Raw genomic sequence first — 18,766 nt, 5'->3', positions numbered from 1 at the left:
ACCTGGGCTCAGTCTGTTCCGGGCGTCCAGTAGTCCGGGTATTGCTCACGCAGGGCGTCGAGCTCGGAGAGCGTACCCGCCAGGTGCCGGCGCAGCGCCGCCTCGGCGCCGGCGGCATCGCCGCGGCCAATGGCGTCGGCGATCGCGGCATGGTCCTTCAGGATCGACTCGGCCTTGTTGTTGAGCGGCAGGTGCAGGCGGCGCAGGCGGTCCATGTTGCCGCTGCGGTGACGCATCAGCCGCCACAGCTCCTCGACGTCGGCCGCCGCGTACAGCTGGCGGTGGAAGGCATGGTCGACGCGGTGGAAGCCGGCGAGATCGCCGCCCTTGAGCGCCGCCTTCTGCTGGAGCACCAGGTTCTGCAGGCTCAGGGCGAGCGCCTCATCGTTCTGTTGCGCCAACGTGCGCACCACCTCGAGCTCGACCGCCAGCCGCAGGAAGTGGGCCTGGCGCGCCGAGGCGATGCTGATGCCGCGCACGCGGGTGGCATGCTGCGGGTAGATGTCGACCAGTCCTTCTTCTTCCAGCCGCATCAGGGCGTCGCGGATGGGGGTGACCGACAGGTCGAAATGCGCGGACAATTCGTTGCGCGACAGGAGCGTTCCCGGCTTGAGCGTCAGGTTGACGATTTCTTCACGCAGGTATTCGTAGACCTGGATCGCGGCATGGCGCGACCGGTCGAGGGTGAACGGGCCGCTGAATGCGATTGTTTCCATGGGGTGAAGCCTCGGGCTGGCAGCATGACGTGTTATCGAATTTTTTTGCCAAGATGCTAGCACAGTCGTCACCCCGGCCGGGACATGTGCCGCCGCGCCGACCGGCTACCGATCAGAGGCGTGATCATTTCGAGCCGGCCGGGTTCTACCTGGTCGACATCGCTACAATCGCACTAATACATCAGCCCCCCCTCCCCCGCGACCAGTCATGACACGACGCTTCCCCGCCCTCGGCCTGCTGCTCGCAAGCGGCGCCCTGCATGCCCAGCCCTTCGCCCTCGACACAGGCGGCCGCCTGCCCCACATCGTCACCGAGCCGCAGGTCACTGCCCGCCTGGCGGGCGACCTGCTCGGGCGCGACCTGCGGCAGTTGACCGGCCTCGCCGCCACCCGCAGCGACAGCCTGGACGACTGCCGCCGGCGCTGCATCGTGATCGGCACGGCCGCATCGCCACTGGTGGAGGAAACGGCGCGCGCCATGGGCGTCGACCTGGCGCCCCTCGCCGGCCAGCAGGAGCGCTACATCCGCGCCGCCGGACGCCTGGCGGGCCGCGAGCTGCTCCTGATCGCCGGAGCCGACCGCCGCGGCGCCGTCTACGGCGTGGTCGACGCCTCGCGCGAACTGGGCGTCTCGCCGTGGGAATGGTGGGCCGACGTGCGCCCGACGCGACGCGGCGCCGTGGCCCTGGACGGCGGCTACCGCCTGTCCCCGGCACCCTCGGTGGCCTACCGCGGCATCTTCATCAACGACGAGGACTGGGGCCTGCAGCCCTGGGCCGCCAGGACGTTCGACCCGGCCGGGGACATCGGCCCGGCGACCTACGCCCGCGTGTTCGAGCTGATGTGGCGCCTGAAGGCGAACCTGATCTGGCCCGCCATGCACGACTCGACCCGCGCCTTCTACACGATGCCCGGCAATGCGCAGGCCGCCGACGACTATGCGATCGTGGTCGGCAGCTCACACGCCGAGCCGATGCTGCGCAATAACGTCGGCGAATGGAAAAAATCCGACGGCGCCTTCAACTTCTTCAGCAACCGCGAACGCCTGCTCGGCTACTGGCAGGAACGCATCGACCAGGTCAAGGGTTTCGAGAACGTGTACACCCTCGGCCTGCGCGGCGTGCACGATTCGGCCATGGAAGGCGCGACCAGCCCGCAGCACGCGCGCGACACCGTGCAGCAGGTGGTCCAGCTGCAGCGCGACATGCTCGGCCGCAGCCTGGGCAAGCCGGCAGGGAACATCCCCACCGTGCTGACGATGTACAAGGAAGTGCTGGACTACTACAACCTCGGCCTGCAGGTGCCGGACGACGTGAGCCTGGTGTGGCCCGACGATAACTACGGCTACCTGCATCAACTGGGCACGGCAAAGGAAGCGGCGCGCCCGGGCGGCAACGGCATCTACTACCACATCTCCTACTGGGGCCGTCCGCACGACTACCTGTGGCTGGGCACCACCCATCCGGCCTTGATCCGCGACCAGCTGCAGCGCGCCTGGACCACTGGCGCGCGCCGCCTGTGGGTACTGAACGTGGGCGACATCAAGCCCGGCGAATACCTGACCCAGTACTTCCTCGATGCCGCCTTCGATGCCGGCGTGCTGCGCCAGGATCCGGCACGCCACCTGGCCGCCTGGGCCGCGCAGGGCTTCGGCGCAGAACATGCGGGGGAAATCGCCGCGATCCAGCAGGAATACTACCGCCTGGCCTGGGAGCGCCGTCCGGAGTTCATGGGTTGGAGCCAGACCGAACCGACCCGCCCGGTGCGCCGCACCGACTACGTCCGCAGCGGCGGCGACGAGGCCGAGCGGCGCCTGGCGCGCTATGCGGCACTGGTGGCGCGCGCCGAAGCGCTGGAACGACGCCTGCCGGCCGCACTGCGCGATGCCTGGTTCCAGCTGGTGCTGTATCCGGTCCGTGCCAGCGCCAATCTGAACAGGCGTATCCTGAAACTCGACCTGGCCGCCGAATACGCGCTGCAGGGCCGCCCCTCGCCCGCGCGCTACGTGCGCCAGGCGCGCGAGGCCCACGCCGCGCTGGTGGCGGATACCGCGGCCTACAACGCGCTCGGCAAGGGCAAATGGGCGCGGCTGATGGACATGGCGCCGCGCCGCCTGCCGGTGTTCGCCGAGCCCGCATATCCGTCCTGGAGCGCGCCGTCGGGCCCCACACGGCGCGGCTGCGGCCTGGTCTATCCCGCCCCGCATTCAAGCGAGGCGAATACGCTGGTGCTGCCGCGCGGCCGCCAGGCCAGCCGCAGCCTGACCCTGGTCGGCTATGGGGGCACGCCCGTGGCATGGTCGGCGGCGCCCGGCGCCGCGGGCCTGCGCGCCGACATCCAGCACGGGCAACTGGATGCGGCCAACGGCTACGAACAGCGCCTGACGCTGGCGTATGACGGGTCGGCCAGCCCGTCCCTGTCGCTGCGATGCGGCGGCAAGACCGTGAAGCTGAACCTGCAGGTGCAGGCTGCGGCCAGCGACGCCTTGCCGGCTGAACGCGAGCGGATCGTGGTGCTGCCGGCCGGCAGCGCGTCGGCGGGCAGCGACTGGGAGCCGCAGCCCGGCCTCGGCACGTCCGGACGGGCCATGCGCGCCCGCCTCGACCTGCCCGCGGGTGTGCCGAATGCGGCGGCTGCGGCGGCCACGCTCGCCTATCGCTTCCAGACCAGCAGCGAGGGTGGCGCCACCTTGCGCTTCGTCGCCGTGCCCGTGCATGCGCTCACGTCGGAACACCGGCTGCGTATTGCCGTGCAGCTCGACGACGGCCCGTTGCAGACCCTCGACTACACAACGGTCGGCCGCAGCGACGAGTGGAAGCAGAACGTGCTGTCGAACATGGCGGTGCGCACCACCACGGTGGCCCGGCTCGCGCCCGGACCGCATACGCTGCGCGTGTTCGCGCTCGACCCCGGTGTCGTGCTCGACCGGGTCGACGTGGTCATGGACGGCGCCCCGCATTACTACGGCATGCCGCCCAGCGACTGAAAGGAGACAGCAGTGAAGGTGATCAGCCCATCCGCGAGCCCCACCGTGACCGCCATGCGGGTCATCCCTGTCGCCGGGCGCGACAGCATGCTCCTGAACCTGTGCGGCGCCCATGGCCCCTGGTTCATCCGCAACCTGGTGCTGCTGGAAAGCAGCGACGGCCACACCGGCATGGGCGAGGTCCCCGGCGGCGAGGGCATCCGCAAGGCGCTGCAGGCCGCGGTGCCGCTGGTGGTGGGCAGCGAGGTGGCGCGCTACCAGCGCACCCTGAACGCCATCCGCGCCAGCCACGGGGCGCATGCGGGTACGATGCGGCACCAGGTCAGCTCCGCGGCCGAGGCGGCCGTGCTACGCCAGCCGCACGAGATCAACCTGCGGCTCGACAACGTCATCACCGCGGTCGAGGCGGCCCTGCTCGACCTGCTCGGCCAGCACCTCGGGGTGCCGGTCTGCGAACTGCTCGGCGCCGGCCAGCAGCGCGAACGGGTGCCGATGCTGGCTTACCTGTTCTACATCGGCGACAGCGCGCGCACCGACCTGGATTACCTGGCGCCACGCGGAGGCGACGACTGGTACGGCATGCGCCTGCGCGCCGCCATGGACGCCGGAGCGATCGCCGACCTGGCCGACGCCGCCGCGGAGCGCTATGGCTTCCGCGACTTCAAGCTGAAAGGCGGCGTCATGTCGCCGCAGGACGAACTGGAGGCGATCGCCACGATCAAGCGCCGCCGCCCCGACGCCAGCTGCACGGTCGACCCGAACGGCGCCTGGTCGCTCGCGCAGGCGATCGAGGTCGGCAAGGAATATGGCCACCTGCTGGCCTACGCCGAAGACCCCTGCGGCCCGGAAGCCGGCTATTCGGGCCGCGAGATCATGGCGGAGTTCAGGCGCGCAACAAGCGTGCGCACCGCCACCAACATGGTCGCCACCGACTGGCGCCAGATGGGCCACGCGCACCTGCTGGGCGCGGTCGACATTCCGCTGGCCGACCCGCACTTCTGGACCATGGCCGGCTCGGTGCGCCTGGCCCAGTTGTGCCACGACTGGGGCATGACCTGGGGCTCGCATTCCAACAACCACTTCGACGTGTCGCTGGCCATGTTCACCCACGCGGCGGCCGCCGCGCCGGGCGCCATCACGGCGATCGACACCCACTGGATCTGGCAGGAAGGCCTCGAACGCCTCACGCGCGAGCCGCTGCAGATCGTCGGCGGCGCGGTGGTCGTGCCGGACAAGCCAGGCCTGGGCATCGCGCCGGACATGGCGCGGATCGATGCCGCGCACGCCCTGTACCGGAAGGTGGGCCAGGGCGCGCGCGACGATGCGCTGGCGATGCGCTACCTGGTCCCGGGATGGACCTACGATCCGAAGCGCCCGAGTCTGGCACGCTGAGTCGCCCAGGCACACGCCGCCGATACCCGAGCGATGCCTTGGGTATCGGCGGACCAGCGGCACTGCACCGGCCTCAGTGCGCGTGCTCCCCTCCCGTTTCGCAGTGCTGCGGCTCGTCATGGCACAGGCGCGCTTGGGCCGCCAGGGCCTGCTGGCGCGCCTCCAGCTGCTGCGGGGTCCGCGCCGGCGCCAGGATCTCGTCCTGCGTGATCACCCGGCCGTTCTTCACCACGAAGCGCACGTCGGCCGCGGCCCGCAAATCAAGCAGCGGGTCGCCGCCCACGGCGATCAGGTCGGCCAGCTTGCCCTGCTCCACCGTCCCCAGGTCCTTGTCGACCAGGGCCACGCGCGCGGCATCGCGCGTCACCGAATACAGCGCCGCCAGGTTGCCCTGCACCAGTGCGGCTCCGCGCATGTTCAGGTGCAGCGAGATACCCGGCACCACCAAGGGCGAATCGGTGCCGTTGGCCACCAGGGCGCCGGCCGCGCGCACCTTGGCCTGCTGGGTGGCGTCGTTGATGATCGACGCCAGTTGGGTCGCGGTGGGCGGCTGGGCGTTCTGCAGGCCGGGCACGAAGTTGGGCGGCACCAGGATGAAGCGCGGGTCCGTGACGATGCCCGGGTCCAGGCCGGCCAGCGCGCCGGCCGAGAACAGGGTGTCGATCAGGAAGAAGTCGCCCTTGCCGTAGACCTCGGCCGCATCCTGGTAGGTAATCGCGCGCGCCAGGGACTTCGACCAGCCGTAGCCCATGCGCTGCGTCGCCGACAGGTGGGTGGTGCCGCCCAGGCCGGTGGCGGCGCCCGGCTGGACCATGTGGGTGCCGCTCGGTACGCGCAGGTCGAGCGCCCCTTGTGCGATACGCGCCATGATCGGGATCGGCGCCCGCACGTAGCTCTTCAGGAAGTCGGCGTCGAAGCGCTTGGCCTTGGCGATCTCGAGCTCCGCGATGGCGGGGGTGCGCAGGGTGCGCGCGAAGCTGTAGAACTGGCGGTTGCCCTCCCACAGCGGCGGCGAGACGAACAGGCGCGGCCCCAGCAGATTACCGGCTGCCAGCGCCTCGCGCAGCTCCACGCTTTGGTGCAGCGGGCCGCCGACCGACTGCGCGGCGGTGATCCCATAAGACAGCATCAGCTGGGCCACCTGGCCGAACTGGCCGCCCTGGTACAGGCTCAGCGGATGCAGGTGGGTCTCGATCAGGCCCGGCATGACGGTCAGGCCGCTGGCGTCGACCACCGGCACATCGGCGGCGTGCGCGCTGTGCGGCGCCACCGAGACGATGCGGTTGGCGTGGACCACGATGTCGACGTCGTGGCGCAGGCTGGTGCCGACGCCGTCCCACAGGCTGCCGGCATGGATCAGGGTGCGGCCCTGCGGCACGGCCTGGCGCCACTCCAGCTTGATGGGAATGTCGCGGGTGTGGCTGCCGTCCACCCGCACGCTGCGCACGCGCTCGGCCGACTTGTACAGGATGGTGCGCGAGTCGCCGCCCCAGGATGGCAGGTCGGCGATGTCGTCGCCCACGCGGCGCGCTTCCCCTAGCGGCGTGCCGCTGGCGTCCACCGGGATCACGTACAGGCGCGAGTCCATGATGAAGGCGAGCTTGCCGCCGTCGGGCGAGAGCGCGGCGGCGCCCTCGTCGCGTTCGGAGATCTGGCGCGGCGCGGGGGCCACCGCATGGAAGGTGGCGCTGCGGGTGGCCAGGTCGATCACGCGCAGCTTGTTGTAGCCCTCGCGGAAACGGTTGTTGATGCGCTCGTTGTCGACGACCAGGATGCGCTGCCCGTCCGGCGTCCATTGTGGGGTGCTGACCTGGGTGCTTACTGAAGGCAGGATCACTTCGAAGGTTCCGGCGGCGCGGTTCCAGATCTCGAGCTGGCCCGAGAGCGTGGTGTAGGCGATGCGCGCGCCGTCGGGCGACAGCTTGGGCGTGGACATCGAGCGGCCGGGAATCGCCGCCAGCCGGGTGCGCACGCCCGTCGCCAGCTCGACCTGGTCGACCGCCAGCTGGCCGGCGTTATTGCGCTCGGACGAGAAGTAGACCGCGCCGCCATCCGCCGTCCATTGGGGGTGGAGGTCGCGATCCGCGTCATTGGTCAGGCGCACCGGGTCTTCACCGATGCGCATGGTCCAGACGTCGTTCAGGGCGACGAAGGCGATGCTGCGTCCGTCCGGCGACAGCGCCGGCGCGCTGATGCCCTTCACCTTGCGCGGACCGACATTGTCGAAGCCGCGGTCCTTGCCCTGGCCCAGCACCGGGCGGCGCAGCCGCAGTTCGGCGCGAAAGCCCACATCGACCGGATTGGCGCCCTGCGCGTCGCGCACGCGAATATGCCCGTCGGCCGTGTACAGGAAGCGCCCGTCCGGCAGGAAGCGCACCGGGAACGGGAAGATGTCTTCGTTGCTGGTGACCACGGCGCCGCCCACCACCAGCTGGCGCGCCGCGTTCTGGTAGACCAGCGCGCTGCCGTCCGGGGTCCAGGCCGGGGGCGCCGGGCGCCACCACCGTCGGCGTGCCGCCCGACAGCGGCGCGGTCAAGACGTTGGCGCCGTCGACATAGGCCAGGCGCGTGCCGTCCGGCGACACCACCGGATTGCTCTCGGCGCCGGCGCCTTGGGTGACCTGTACCGGCGCGCCACCATCGATGGCCACGCGCCAGATCTTGTACTGGCCGTCGCCGCCGCGGTCCGAGGAGAACACCAGCCCGCTGCCGTCGGGGAGCCAGGCAGGCTCGCGGTCGTCGAAGGGGCCGGTGGTGTGCTCGCGCAGGTGGCGCCCGTCCGGCGAAACGGTCCAGATATGGAAGTTCCCTTCCGGCGCATAGTTCTGGAAGGCGATGCGCTTGCCGTCGGGCGACCACACCGGCGCTGTCGGCTCGACCCGCCAGCCGGTGATGCGCCGGGCCTGCCCGCCCTCGCGCGGCATGATCCACAGCGCGCCCTGGGCCGAGAACACGATCTGGCGCCCGTCGGGCGACGGTGCGGCCGCCATGTTGGTGCCCTCGCGCAGTTCGACCGTGAGGTCGTGCGTGGGGCCGCGCAGCTTGTTGAGCTGGTCGATACGGCCGCCTGGGGCCTGGCATGCGGACAACAAGGCGGCACTGGCGGCCAGCGCGAGAGCGCTGAGGCGGGGGTGCTTGGAACTGCGCAGGAAGCTAAGGGTAGTCATGTTTCCCTCCTGGATGGATTGCCAAAATGCACCAGAATGGTGCGGGCTTGACAGATCGATCCTCGGCCGGGCGTCTGACGAAAGGCTGACAGATGCGTTTGCTTGGAAAGGAAACGGAGGCTAATCGCATTCGGCCTGACCGTGCTCAACGGTATGGCGGGAACCCGAGCTGTGGACGGAGGTTCGGCACGTGTGGCGGATGCTGCGGTCGTGCATGTTTTGAGTCTCACGCGCAAGGCCGGCAGGGGCTGCGGCTGTGCATGCTCCGAAGCGACAAGCGCCCCATTGAGGGGCGCTCGTCGCGTGGGATTCGCCCACGTGCCGCGGGCCGCCCGTGCGCAAGTATGCGCACGGCTTCGAATCCCACTGGGAGCCCGCAGGGGCCGCGGCTGCGCATGCGCTGAAGCGAAAAGAGCCCCATTGAGGGGCTCTTTCCGCGGTGGGATTCGCCCACGTGCCGCGGGCCGCCCTCGCGCAAGTATGCGCGAGGCTTCGAATCCCACACGCAAGGCCCGCAGGGGCCTTGCTCCTCTCCGCCCAAAAACAAAAAGGGCCCCGGTGGGGCCCTTTTTCTTTTTTGGCGGAGAGGGTGGGATTCGAACCCACGGTACGGTCACCCGTACGCCTGATTTCGAGTCAGGTACATTCGACCACTCTGCCACCTCTCCTGAATCGGTGCTGCGTGGTCGCCGTAAGCGAGGCCGCATTATAGCGGCTGTTTAGCGTTTATGGAAGACGAAAGTATTTCGTCGCATTAACGCTGAACCGCAAGGCATCCCGGCACCATGAAATAAACCCTCACTTCGTGGCGCCGCCGGCAGAAGGCTTCAGGATCGCGTCGGACTTGGCGCGCTCGCCGGGCGAGAATTTCTGCGCAATCAGCGCAATCGCCGCCCCCGCCCGCTCGTGGCCGCTGGCCTTGGCCAGGCTGAACCAGACATAGGCCATGCCCAGGTCCTTGTCCCCACCCTCGCCGTTGGCCAGCATCACGGCGAGGTTGAACATCGCGTCAAGCTGGCCGCGCATGGCGGCTGCGTTGAACAGCTTGCGCGCGGTCTCGAGATTCTTCGGCACCTGTTCGCCCGTATAGAAATACGAAGCCAGCGCGCTCTGCGCCTCCGGCACGCCTTTTACGGCCGCTTCCTTGTAGTACACGATTGCCTTCGCCCCGTCGGCCGGCACGCCTTGTCCCAGGTCGTGGATGCGGGCCATCGCATACAGCGCGTCGGCATGGCCGGACTTGCCCGCCTGCGCGAACCACGCGGCCGCCAGCCTGTCGTCACGCGCCAGACCTTCGCCACCGGTGTAGTACAGCCTGGCCAGGTTGAACTGGGCCGGAACATAGCCTTCTTGCGCCGCTGTCTCGAAGTAGTCGCGCGCCCGCTTGAGATCCCTGGCGCCGCCGACCCCGGCCTGCGATGCCTGCCCCAGGGCGTTCAGCGCCGGCACGAAGCCGAAGTTGGCGGCCCTGGCGTACCACTTGCGCGCTGCCGCCGGGTCTTTCTTCACGCCGCCGATGCCGTGCAGGTGGACGCGGGCCAGCAGCAGCGCGGCCTCGATCATGCCGTTCATGGCCTGCGGATCCCTGGGATCGAAGCGCAGCATGTCGCGGCGCGGATCGAAGCGCTCGCCGGCGGCCCGGTCGAGCCAGTACAGGGCCTTGTCGGTACTGCGCGGCATGCCCAGGCCATTCAGGCTCAGCTTGGCCAACAGGACGGCGGCTTCCGGATAACCGATCTTGCTGTACGCGACTTCCAGCAGGGCCGCCGCCTTGTCGTATTCCCCGGCGTCGAGCCACGCCAGCGCGTCGGCGAAGGACTTGTCCTTGCGGATGATGTGCTCGCGCCCTGCGGCGAACCTGCGCTCGCCCACCCCGCACGGGCCCACGTTGTTGCCGGAGGCCGCGCCGGTGAGCGACGAGGCGTCGGTCATGGTCGATACATCGCCGTCCGGCGCGCTGCCGTTGAACTTCTGCAGGGTCGGGGACGGCATCGGCGTACCGGTTTCGCTGGGCTGGATGTCTTCGGGCTGCTGGATTTCCTCGCGCTGCTCGATGTAGGTGTCCATGTCGTCCTGTGCCGACAGGTAGGCGCTGTCCAGCGCGCATTTCCGGGCCAGCGTGCCCTTGAGGACGCGGCGCTTGGCGGCGAAGACCCTGGCGGCTTCGCCGGTCGGGGTCGACCGGGACGCTTTGATCTTGACGACCTGGCCGTCGGCTTCGGGAGCGGGCTCCCGGGCATTGGCGGACGCGAACGTTAACAGCATGACGGTGCCGAGAAGAGGTTTCAACACGATGGGGCCCGGGGCGAGTGGATGCGTAACAATCAGTTTGCCGGGAAGGGTGACGAACTTCCAACTTATTTTGGGGGTAAGGGAGAAGTGATCAGCGGAATGATTGGATGCTGGCAAAGACGCTGCGGCGACGCATGCGCCGAAGCGACAGGCGCCCCGTTGAGGGGCGCCTGTCGCGTGGGATTCGCCCACGTGCCGCGAGCCGCCTTGGCGCGAGTACGCGCCAAGCTTCGAATCCCACACGGGAGCCCGCTGGAGCCGCGGCCATGCATGCGCCGAAGCGAAAAGAGCCCCGTTGAGGGGCTCTTTTCGCGGTGGGATTCGCCCACGTGCCGCGGGCCGCCCTCGCGCAAGTATGCGCGAGGCTTCGAATCCCACACGCAAGGCCCGCAGGGGCCTTGCTCCTCTCCACCCAAAAATGAAAAGGGCCCCGTGTGGGGCCCTTTTCATTTTCTGGCGGAGAGGGTGGGATTCGAACCCACGGTACGGTCACCCGTACGCCTGATTTCGAGTCAGGTACATTCGACCACTCTGCCACCTCTCCTAAATCGGTGTTGCGGTCGCTGCAAGAGACACGCATTATAGCCATGCTCTTGCAAAAACGGAAGAGCAATTTGCTGCGGCCTTGAAAACCGACTCAGGCAGCGGCGCTCAAGCGCTCCAGCCCGCCCATGTACGGGCGCAGCACTTCCGGAATGATCACGCTGCCATCAAGCTGCTGGTAGTTCTCGAGCACCGCCACCAGCGTGCGGCCCACGGCCAGGCCGGAGCCGTTCAGGGTGTGCAGCAGTTCCGGCTTGCCGGCGGCGTTGCGGAAGCGTGCCTGCATGCGGCGCGCCTGGAAGGCTTCGCAGTTCGACAGCGAGGAGATCTCGCGGTAGGTGTTCTGCGCCGGCAGCCAGACCTCGAGGTCGTAGGTCTTGGAAGCCGAGAAGCCCATGTCGCCGGTGCACAGCTGCATCACGCGGTACGGCAGGCCCAGCGAGGTCAGGATGAACTCGGCCTGGCCCACCATCTCTTCCAGCGCAGCGTACGAGGCGTCCGGATGCACCACCTGGACCAGCTCGACCTTGTCGAACTGGTGCTGGCGGATCATGCCGCGGGTGTCGCGGCCGTAGCTGCCGGCTTCCGAGCGGAAGCACGGGGTATGCGCGGTCATCTTCAAAGGCAGCTGGTCGAGCGGCACGATCTCGTCGCGCACCACGTTGGTCAGCGACACTTCCGAGGTCGGGATCAGGTAGAAGTGCTCGCCCTCGCCCTCCGCGCCGCCCTTCTTCACCGAGAACAGGTCGGCTTCGAACTTCGGCAGCTGGCCGGTGCCGCGCAGCGAGTCGGCGTTGACCATGTACGGGGTGTAGCATTCCTGGTAGCCGTGCTGGCCGGTGTGGGTGTCGAGCATGAACTGCGCCAGCGCGCGGTGCAGGCGCGCCATGCCGCCCTTCATCATCGAGAAGCGCGAACCGGTCAGCTTGGTGGCGGTGTCGAAGTCCAGGCCCAGCTTTTCGCCGATGTCGACGTGGTCCTTCACCTCGAAGTCGAAGGTACGTGGCGTGCCTACCTTGCGCACTTCGACGTTGCCCGACTCGTCGTTACCCTGGGGCGTGCTCTCGTGCGGCAGGTTCGGCACCGCTTCGATGAAGCGCGCCAGCCTTGCCTGCACCTCGGCCAGCAAGGCTTCGTTGGCCTTGAGCTCGTCGCCCAGGCCGGCCACTTCCGCCATCACGCTCGTGGTGTCCTCGCCCTTGCCCTTCATCATGCCGATCTGCTTGGACAGCGCGTTGCGCTTGCCCTGCAGTTCCTCGGTGCGCGTCTGGATCGCTTTGCGTTCGGCTTCGAGGGCGTTGAACCCGGCCACGTCGAGCTGGAACTTGCGGGTCGCCAGGCGCGCGGCGACGGTGTCGATGTCTTTGCGGAGAAGTTGGATGTCAATCATGTCGGGGACGCTTGCGTATGTCGAAAACACAATTGTACCAAGCCGAACGCTATTTAATCCGAGTTCTTGCGAGATTCGGCTTCGGGTTTGATCCCCGCCTGCCGGGCTGCCCGCCAGCCCATCCTGCATCGCTTTGCAGGCTTAGTTCAGGCCGGTTTTTTCGGCCACGCTCAGGCGCGGCGCCTTCACCACGACCACGTGCACGGTCGAGTCGATCAGGATTGCCGCGTCCGGCTTGACCACGTCGACCGGACGGGCGGCGGCGGTGGCGTAGCTGGCGACCAGGCCCAGCGCGGCGGCGCACAGGAAGACGGCTTCGAAGTTTTTGCGGATGTTCATGGTGTGCTCCTTCAGGTCAGAGATGATTCGGTATGCTTGAACTTTACCGATCGGACCGAAGCATCGCCATCGACTTGCGATGAAGCGCAAAAAACGCGGGCCAGAATGCGCACCGGCGGGATCGGGCGCGCAAACACAGCAGGTTCGCCGACGTTGCGCGACAAAGCCGCGGTCCGGCCTAGCGCCGCAGCAGGGACAACACCAGTTTTGCCGCGTACAGCACGATCAGCGTGCCGACCAAGTCCCCGCTGGCCATGACCAGGAAACCGTCGAGCAGGCCCTCGCGCTGGCCCTGGAGGGCGAACCAGATGTGGTGCAGCGCCGGGCTGGCGATCGAGAAGGCCAGCGCGCAGCCGAGCAGGCGCCAGGGGCCCAGGCCGGCAAGCGAGCTGCCGATCTGGCCGGCGACCAGGGCACGGTAGGTCAGCCAGGGAGCGAGTGCGGCCAGGATGCCGCCCGCGAAGGAACGGATCGGATCGTCCGGGAAGAAATAGAAGAAGCAGATGAGCCAGGAAGCGACGAGGATGCCGAGCGCCCCGGCTTCGGCGAACAGGAGGGTACACAACAGGCGCACGCCGGCCGGCAGGTAGATCCAGCTGATGCCGGCGGCGAACTCGAAACGCGCGAACAACAGCTCGTTGAGCCAGATGGCGCCGAGGAAAAGGAGAGCCGTTGCAGCGCCCATGGCAAACTTCAAACGCATATCGGACATGACCTGGGCCGCAAGCTGGGTTAAGCTTTACTTCTTTGACGGAAACATTATATCAATCAATGTTATCTCACGCTCAATTTCGACAAATTTCGGATGCGGACGGGGTTCCCGGATGAACAAGCCCACCCGCCCGGCCGACATCTACCTGCGCTTCCTGAACCTGCTGGGAGCGCTGCGCGACCTGCCCGCGCTGCCGCCGCTCGATCCGCTCGAAGAGCGCATCCTCGCGGTGGTCGGCCGCTCGCGCCAGCTCGAGAAGCGCCTGAGCGTGCGCGACCTGATGGGCCAGGAGGAATTGGGCGCGCCGGCCACCATCCATACCCGCATCAAGTCGATGCGCAGCAAGGGCTGGCTGGTGCTGGCCGATACCGAGGACAGCCGCCGCAAGCAGGTCGACCTGACGCCGGCGGCGCTGGCCTACTTCGATGAAGTCTCCGGATTGATGCTGCAGGCGGCGCGCGAAGGCTGAGCAAGCGAGCTCAGCCCTTGGCGTCGTCGTCGAGGCTGCGCAGGAACGCCAGTTTCTCGGCGACCTTCGACTCGACCCCGCGCGGCACCGGCCGGTACCAGCCCGGCTCCACCATCCCGTCCGGCAGGTAGGTCTCGCCCGCCGCGTAGGCATGCGGCTCGTCGTGCGCGTAGCGGTAGGCGTGGCCGTAGCCGAGTTCCTTCATCAGCTTGGTCGGCGCATTGCGCAGGTGAACCGGCACCTCGCGCGACTTGTCCTTCTTCACGAACGCCATCGCCGCGTTGAAGGCGTTGTAGCCGGCATTGCTCTTGGCCGCGATCGCCAGGTAGATCACGGCCTGCCCCAGCGCCAGCTCGCCTTCGGGCGATCCGAGGCGCTCGTAGGTGGTGGCCGCGTCGTTGGCGATCTGGAGCGCGCGCGGGTCGGCCAGGCCGATGTCTTCCCAGGCCATGCGCACGATCCGGCGCGACAGGTACTTGGCATCGGCGCCGCCGTCGAGCATGCGGCACAGCCAGTACAGGGCCGCATCCGGGTGCGAGCCGCGCACCGACTTGTGCAGGGCCGAGATCTGGTCGTAGAAATTGTCGCCGCCCTTGTCGAAGCGGCGCGCGTTGAGGGTCAGCGCGTTCTCGACGAACTCCGCGGTGATGCGGGTGATGCCCGCGGTATCTGCCGAGGTTTTCGTCTGTTCCAGCAGGTTGAGGAAGCGGCGCGCGTCGCCGTCGGCGTAGCCGACCAGGGTGTCGACCGCGACCTCGTCGAAGCTCAAGTGCTGCAGCACGCGCTCCTTGGCGCGTGTGAGCAACTGGCGCATTTCTTCGTCGGTCAGGGCCTTGAGCACATAGACCTGCGAACGCGACAGCAATGCCGAGTTGACCTCGAACGAGGGATTCTCGGTGGTGGCGCCGATCAGGGTCACCAGGCCCGACTCCACGAAGGGCAGCAGCGCATCCTGCTGCGACTTGTTGAAGCGGTGGATCTCGTCGATGAACAGGATGGTGTGCTTGCCCTGCCGCAGATAGTGCTCGGCCTGTTCGACGGCGGCGCGGATGTCCTTTACGCCCGACAGCACCGCCGACAGCGCGATGAACTCGCAATCAAAAGCGTAGGCCGTCAGCCGCGCCAGCGTGGTCTTGCCGACGCCGGGCGGGCCCCACAGGATCATCGAATGCGGCTTGCCGGACTTGAACACCAGGTTCAGCGGCTTGCCGGGACCGAGCAGGTGGCTCTGGCCGATGACTTCGGCGATGGTGCGCGGACGCAGGGCCTCGGCCAGCGGCGGCGCGGGCTCGAGCTTGAACAGGTCATCCATGGCGCGCTCCCGGGACGCTCAAGGGATCAACGGAATACGGTACAAGGTAATGTGAATGCGTGTGCATGCGCCTAGTGTAGCCGATGCGTGCCGCGCGGGCGGGCGGCACGGGCCGGCCCGCGGTGGAACAGGCGCTTGCTCAGGTGCTTACTGGCTGACCACGTCCGCGCCCTTCGGCACCTCGAACTTGAACTGCTGCGCGCCCAGCGCCGGGTTGCGCTGGAAGTTGCTGAACTTCAGCAGCGAAACCTGGCCGAACCCGTCCTTCAGCTCCATCGCCACCGGCACGCCGCCTTTCAGGCCGATGCCGATCTGCTCGAAGCTGGTGTCCCGGGTCTTGGGCACGGCCTTCAGCCATTCGGCGCCGTCACGCTCGCCGGCTTCGGAAAGGGTGAAGTTCTTTTCCAGGTCGTTGCTGCCGAACAGGATCGCGGCCGGGGAGGAACCCAGGGCGTTGCCCAGCTTGCGGGTGGTGACCTGGTTCAGGTCCTTGTCGTAGATATAGAGCGTTTCGCCGTCGGCCTGCAGCAGTTGCTCGTAGGGCTTCTGGTAGGTCCAGATGAACTTGCCGGGACGGGCGAACACGAACGTGCCGCTGGAAACCGGGGCGGTCTTGCCGCTCTTCGATTTGGTGAGCTGCTGCTGGGTGAATTCGCCCTTGGCGGACTTGGTGCCGGCGACGAAGCTCCTGAACTGGTCGAGGGCGCCGGCGGTAGCGGTGCCCGTCAGGGCCAAGGCGCCGGCGGCGATGAGCGTTGCAATTGCGTTGGTCGTGAATTTCATATCGATTCCTCTTGTTGTGGTCCGCCGCCGTTCCTTGAACGCGCGGGCGGCAAAGCCGCCCACCCTACGGTGAGGCGACGGTTTATTCGGCAGTGGTGGCCGGCACGAGGATGTCGCGGTTGCCGTTCGACTGCATCGGCGACACCAGCCCGCTTTGCTCCATCTGCTCGATCAGGCGGGCCGCGCGGTTGTAGCCGATGCGCAGGTGGCGCTGGACCAGCGAGATCGATGCCTTGCGGTTCTTCAGCACCACCGCCACGGCCTGGTCGTAGAGCGCGTCGGATTCGCCGCCGCCCTCGCCCGCCGGGACGCCTTCGGCATTGCCCTCTTCCAGCGTGCCGCCCTCCAGGATGCCTTCAATATAGTTCGGTTCGCCCAGCGACTGCAGATGTTTTACAACTCGATGCACTTCGTCGTCCGAGACAAAGGCGCCGTGCACGCGGATCGGCAGGCCGGTCCCGGGCGGCATGTACAGCATGTCGCCCATGCCCAGCAGGGTCTCGGCGCCCATCTGGTCGAGAATGGTGCGCGAGTCGATCTTGCTCGACACCTGGAAGGCGATGCGGGTCGGGATGTTCGCCTTGATCAGGCCGGTGATGACGTCCACCGAGGGGCGCTGGGTGGCGAGAATCAGGTGGATGCCGGCCGCGCGCGCCTTCTGGGCGATACGGGCGATCAGCTCTTCCACCTTCTTGCCGACGACCATCATCAGGTCGGCCAGCTCATCGATGATGATGACGATGGTCGGCAGCTTCTCGAGCGGCTCGGGATTGTCCGGCATGATCGAGAACGGATTCGGGATGTGCTCCTCGCGCTTGGCCGCCTCGATGATCTTGCCGTTGTAGCCGGCCAGGTTGCGCACGCCGAGTTTACTCATCAGCTTGTAGCGGCGCTCCATCTCGTTCACCGCCCAGTTCAGGGCGTGGCCGGCCTGGCGCATGTCGGTCACGACCGGCGCCAGCAGGTGCGGAATGCCCTCGTACACCGACATCTCCAGCATCTTCGGGTCGATCAGGATCAGGCGCACGTCGGCCGGATCGGATTTGTAGAGCAGCGACAGGATGGTCGCGTTGATGCCCACCGATTTACCCGAACCGGTGGTGCCCGCCACCAGCAGGTGCGGCATCTTGGCCAGGTCGGCGCAGACCGGCTTACCGGCGATGTCCTTGCCCAGCGCGACGGTCAGCGCCGAGGGACTGTCGCCATACACCTTGGAGCCGACGATCTCCGACAGGCGCACGATCTGGCGCTTCGGATTCGGCAGCTCGAGCGCCATGTAGTTCTTGCCCGGGATGGTCTCGACCACCCGGATCGACGTCAAGGAAAGCGAGCGCGCCAGGTCGCGCGCCAGGTTGACGATCTGGCTGCCCTTCACGCCGGTGGCCGGCTCGATCTCGTAGCGGGTCACGACCGGGCCCGGATAGGCCGCCACCACCTTGGCTTCGACGCCGAAGTCGGACAGCTTCTTCTCGATCAGGCGGCTGGTGAATTCCAGGGTCTCGACCGCCACGGTTTCCTGGGCCGGCGGCGCCTCGTCCAGCAGGGCCAGCGGCGGCAGGCCGCCGTCGCCCGCCAGCTCGTGGAACAGCGGGGTCTGCATCTCCTTCTGGGCGCGCTCGGATTTCGGCACGCTGGTCATCTGCGGCTCGATCTTGATCGAAGAAGCCGCCGCGGCTTGCGGCGACGGTGCCGCGCCGGCCGCAGGGGTCGGCATGGCCAGCGAGGCCGGCGTCGACGGCGGCAGGACCTGGGGCTCGGGGCGCGCCTCGGCGCGCGGCTCCAGCATCGGCTCGGCCTTCACGATCGGCGGCGGCGCAGGATGCTTTTCGGTGTACTTCTGGCGTTCGTGGACCACCAACTCGTCGCGCTTGACGGCGGCGGCCTCGCCCTGCTTGCGGTCTTCGTGGTCTTCCATGCGCATGCGGAACCAGTCGACCATGCTCTCCACCGTTTCCCCGATGCGCTCGGCCACGGCCAGCCAGGAAACCTGGAAGAACAGCGAGAAACCCAGGCCGAACAGCAGCAGGAGCAGCAGGGTCGCGCCGGTGAAGCCGAAGGCGACATGGGCCGAGTGGCCGATCAGCTGGCCCAGCACGCCGCCGGCGGCGCGCGGCAGCTCGACGTTCCAGGACCACATGCGCAGGTATTCCAGGCCCAGGCTGCCGGCGAACATGATGGCGAAGCCGGTCCAGCGCACGTACATCTCGCCGGCGTGCGGCGGCTCGCTCGGTGGCGCCAGCCGGTCGGTCAGGCGGCGCCAGCCCTTCCAGACGCCGCGCAGGAAGATCACGCCCCACCACCAGGCCGAGAACCCGAAGATGAACAGCAGCAGGTCGGACAGCCAGGCGCCCGCCTTGCCGCCCAGGTTGGCGATCCTGGGGACCGCGTTGGCGTGCGACCAGCCGGGATCGGCCTTGTTGTAACTTAATAGGATAAGCACGAAATACAGGAAGGCCACGGCCATGGCGATCCAGCGCGCTTCCGACAGAAGGCGCGACAGGCGCCCAGGCAGGGGCTGGCGGGCCGCACGCGTGGATTGCGCGCTGCGGGTGTATCCTGAGGTGCTGGATTGACTGTTCTTGCTCATTGCTTGGTGATGCTGCGCTTTGCTGGAGTGTCCGCTATCGACAATCCACCCATTCTAAGCCATATAAGGCTGGGCTGG

Annotated in this window: 13 protein-coding genes and 2 tRNA genes; 3 read left to right on the top strand and 12 right to left on the bottom strand. The window is 67.8% G+C overall.

What is annotated here, in order from left to right; all coding sequences use genetic code 11:
• Positions 1 to 8: 8 nt before the first annotated feature.
• Positions 9 to 716 carry a GntR family transcriptional regulator gene (locus IM543_09695; GenBank protein QOY96070.1) on the bottom strand — a complete coding sequence of 236 codons (708 nt, stop codon included), beginning with the start codon at positions 714 to 716 and terminating at the stop codon, positions 9 to 11.
• A 208-nt stretch (positions 717 to 924) separates the two neighbouring features.
• Here IM543_09695 and IM543_09690 point away from each other — a divergent pair, with 208 nt between their 5' ends.
• Together IM543_09690 and IM543_09685 are read left to right on the top strand one after the other, a co-directional pair.
• A complete protein-coding gene (locus tag IM543_09690) occupies positions 925 to 3,702 on the top strand; it encodes a glycosyl hydrolase 115 family protein (protein QOY96069.1) in 2,778 nt (925 codons plus the stop codon).
• Positions 3,703 to 3,756: 54 nt separating this feature from the next.
• Positions 3,757 to 5,094 (top strand): glucarate dehydratase, encoded by a 1,338-nt coding sequence (locus tag IM543_09685; GenBank protein ID QOY96604.1) that lies wholly within the window; start codon positions 3,757 to 3,759, stop codon positions 5,092 to 5,094.
• Positions 5,095 to 5,167: 73 nt separating this feature from the next.
• Here the strand turns inward: IM543_09685 and IM543_09680 are convergent, their stop codons facing one another.
• The 8 genes from IM543_09680 to IM543_09645 all read right to left on the bottom strand — a co-directional run bounded on the left by IM543_09680 (position 5,168) and on the right by IM543_09645 (position 13,537).
• Positions 5,168 to 7,030, bottom strand: a complete 1,863-nt coding sequence (locus IM543_09680) for an amidohydrolase family protein (protein QOY96603.1) — start codon at positions 7,028 to 7,030, stop codon at positions 5,168 to 5,170.
• Between the two features lie 175 nt (positions 7,031 to 7,205).
• A complete protein-coding gene (locus tag IM543_09675; GenBank protein ID QOY96068.1) occupies positions 7,206 to 8,186 on the bottom strand; it encodes a PD40 domain-containing protein in 981 nt (326 codons plus the stop codon).
• A gap of 653 nt (positions 8,187 to 8,839) precedes the next feature.
• Positions 8,840 to 8,929 (bottom strand) — tRNA-Ser (locus tag IM543_09670).
• A gap of 130 nt (positions 8,930 to 9,059) precedes the next feature.
• Positions 9,060 to 10,553 carry an SEL1-like repeat protein gene (locus IM543_09665; protein QOY96067.1) on the bottom strand — a complete coding sequence of 498 codons (1,494 nt, stop codon included), beginning with the start codon at positions 10,551 to 10,553 and terminating at the stop codon, positions 9,060 to 9,062.
• Between the two features lie 454 nt (positions 10,554 to 11,007).
• A tRNA-Ser gene (locus IM543_09660) sits at positions 11,008 to 11,097 on the bottom strand.
• Positions 11,098 to 11,190: 93 nt separating this feature from the next.
• Positions 11,191 to 12,486: a serine--tRNA ligase gene (gene serS / locus IM543_09655; GenBank protein ID QOY96066.1), complete on the bottom strand. Its 1,296-nt coding sequence runs from the start codon at positions 12,484 to 12,486 to the stop codon at positions 11,191 to 11,193.
• A 141-nt stretch (positions 12,487 to 12,627) separates the two neighbouring features.
• Positions 12,628 to 12,825, bottom strand: coding sequence for a hypothetical protein (locus IM543_09650; GenBank protein ID QOY96065.1), 198 nt, complete (start codon positions 12,823 to 12,825; stop codon positions 12,628 to 12,630).
• Positions 12,826 to 13,003: 178 nt separating this feature from the next.
• The gene (locus IM543_09645; protein QOY96064.1) at positions 13,004 to 13,537 is read right to left on the bottom strand and encodes a hypothetical protein; all 534 of its coding nucleotides are present in this window, start codon (positions 13,535 to 13,537) and stop codon (positions 13,004 to 13,006) included.
• Between the two features lie 112 nt (positions 13,538 to 13,649).
• Between IM543_09645 and IM543_09640 the strand changes: the two genes are divergently transcribed.
• The gene (locus IM543_09640) at positions 13,650 to 14,006 is read left to right on the top strand and encodes a winged helix-turn-helix domain-containing protein (GenBank protein QOY96063.1); all 357 of its coding nucleotides are present in this window, start codon (positions 13,650 to 13,652) and stop codon (positions 14,004 to 14,006) included.
• Positions 14,007 to 14,016: 10 nt separating this feature from the next.
• Here the strand turns inward: IM543_09640 and IM543_09635 are convergent, their stop codons facing one another.
• The 3 genes from IM543_09635 to IM543_09625 form a co-directional block, all read right to left on the bottom strand.
• Positions 14,017 to 15,318, bottom strand: coding sequence for a replication-associated recombination protein A (locus IM543_09635; protein ID QOY96062.1), 1,302 nt, complete (start codon positions 15,316 to 15,318; stop codon positions 14,017 to 14,019).
• A 147-nt stretch (positions 15,319 to 15,465) separates the two neighbouring features.
• Positions 15,466 to 16,101: an outer membrane lipoprotein chaperone LolA gene (lolA, locus tag IM543_09630; protein ID QOY96061.1), complete on the bottom strand. Its 636-nt coding sequence runs from the start codon at positions 16,099 to 16,101 to the stop codon at positions 15,466 to 15,468.
• An 82-nt stretch (positions 16,102 to 16,183) separates the two neighbouring features.
• Complete coding sequence (locus IM543_09625) at positions 16,184 to 18,688, bottom strand: DNA translocase FtsK 4TM domain-containing protein (GenBank protein ID QOY96060.1); 2,505 nt, start codon at positions 18,686 to 18,688, stop codon at positions 16,184 to 16,186.
• Positions 18,689 to 18,766 lie beyond the last annotated feature (78 nt).

It is taken from the genome of Massilia sp. UMI-21, assembly GCA_015277795.1.
In the GTDB taxonomy this organism is placed as follows: Bacteria; Pseudomonadota; Gammaproteobacteria; order Burkholderiales; family Burkholderiaceae_D; genus Telluria.
This window is presented reverse-complemented; position numbering and strand designations above follow the sequence as displayed.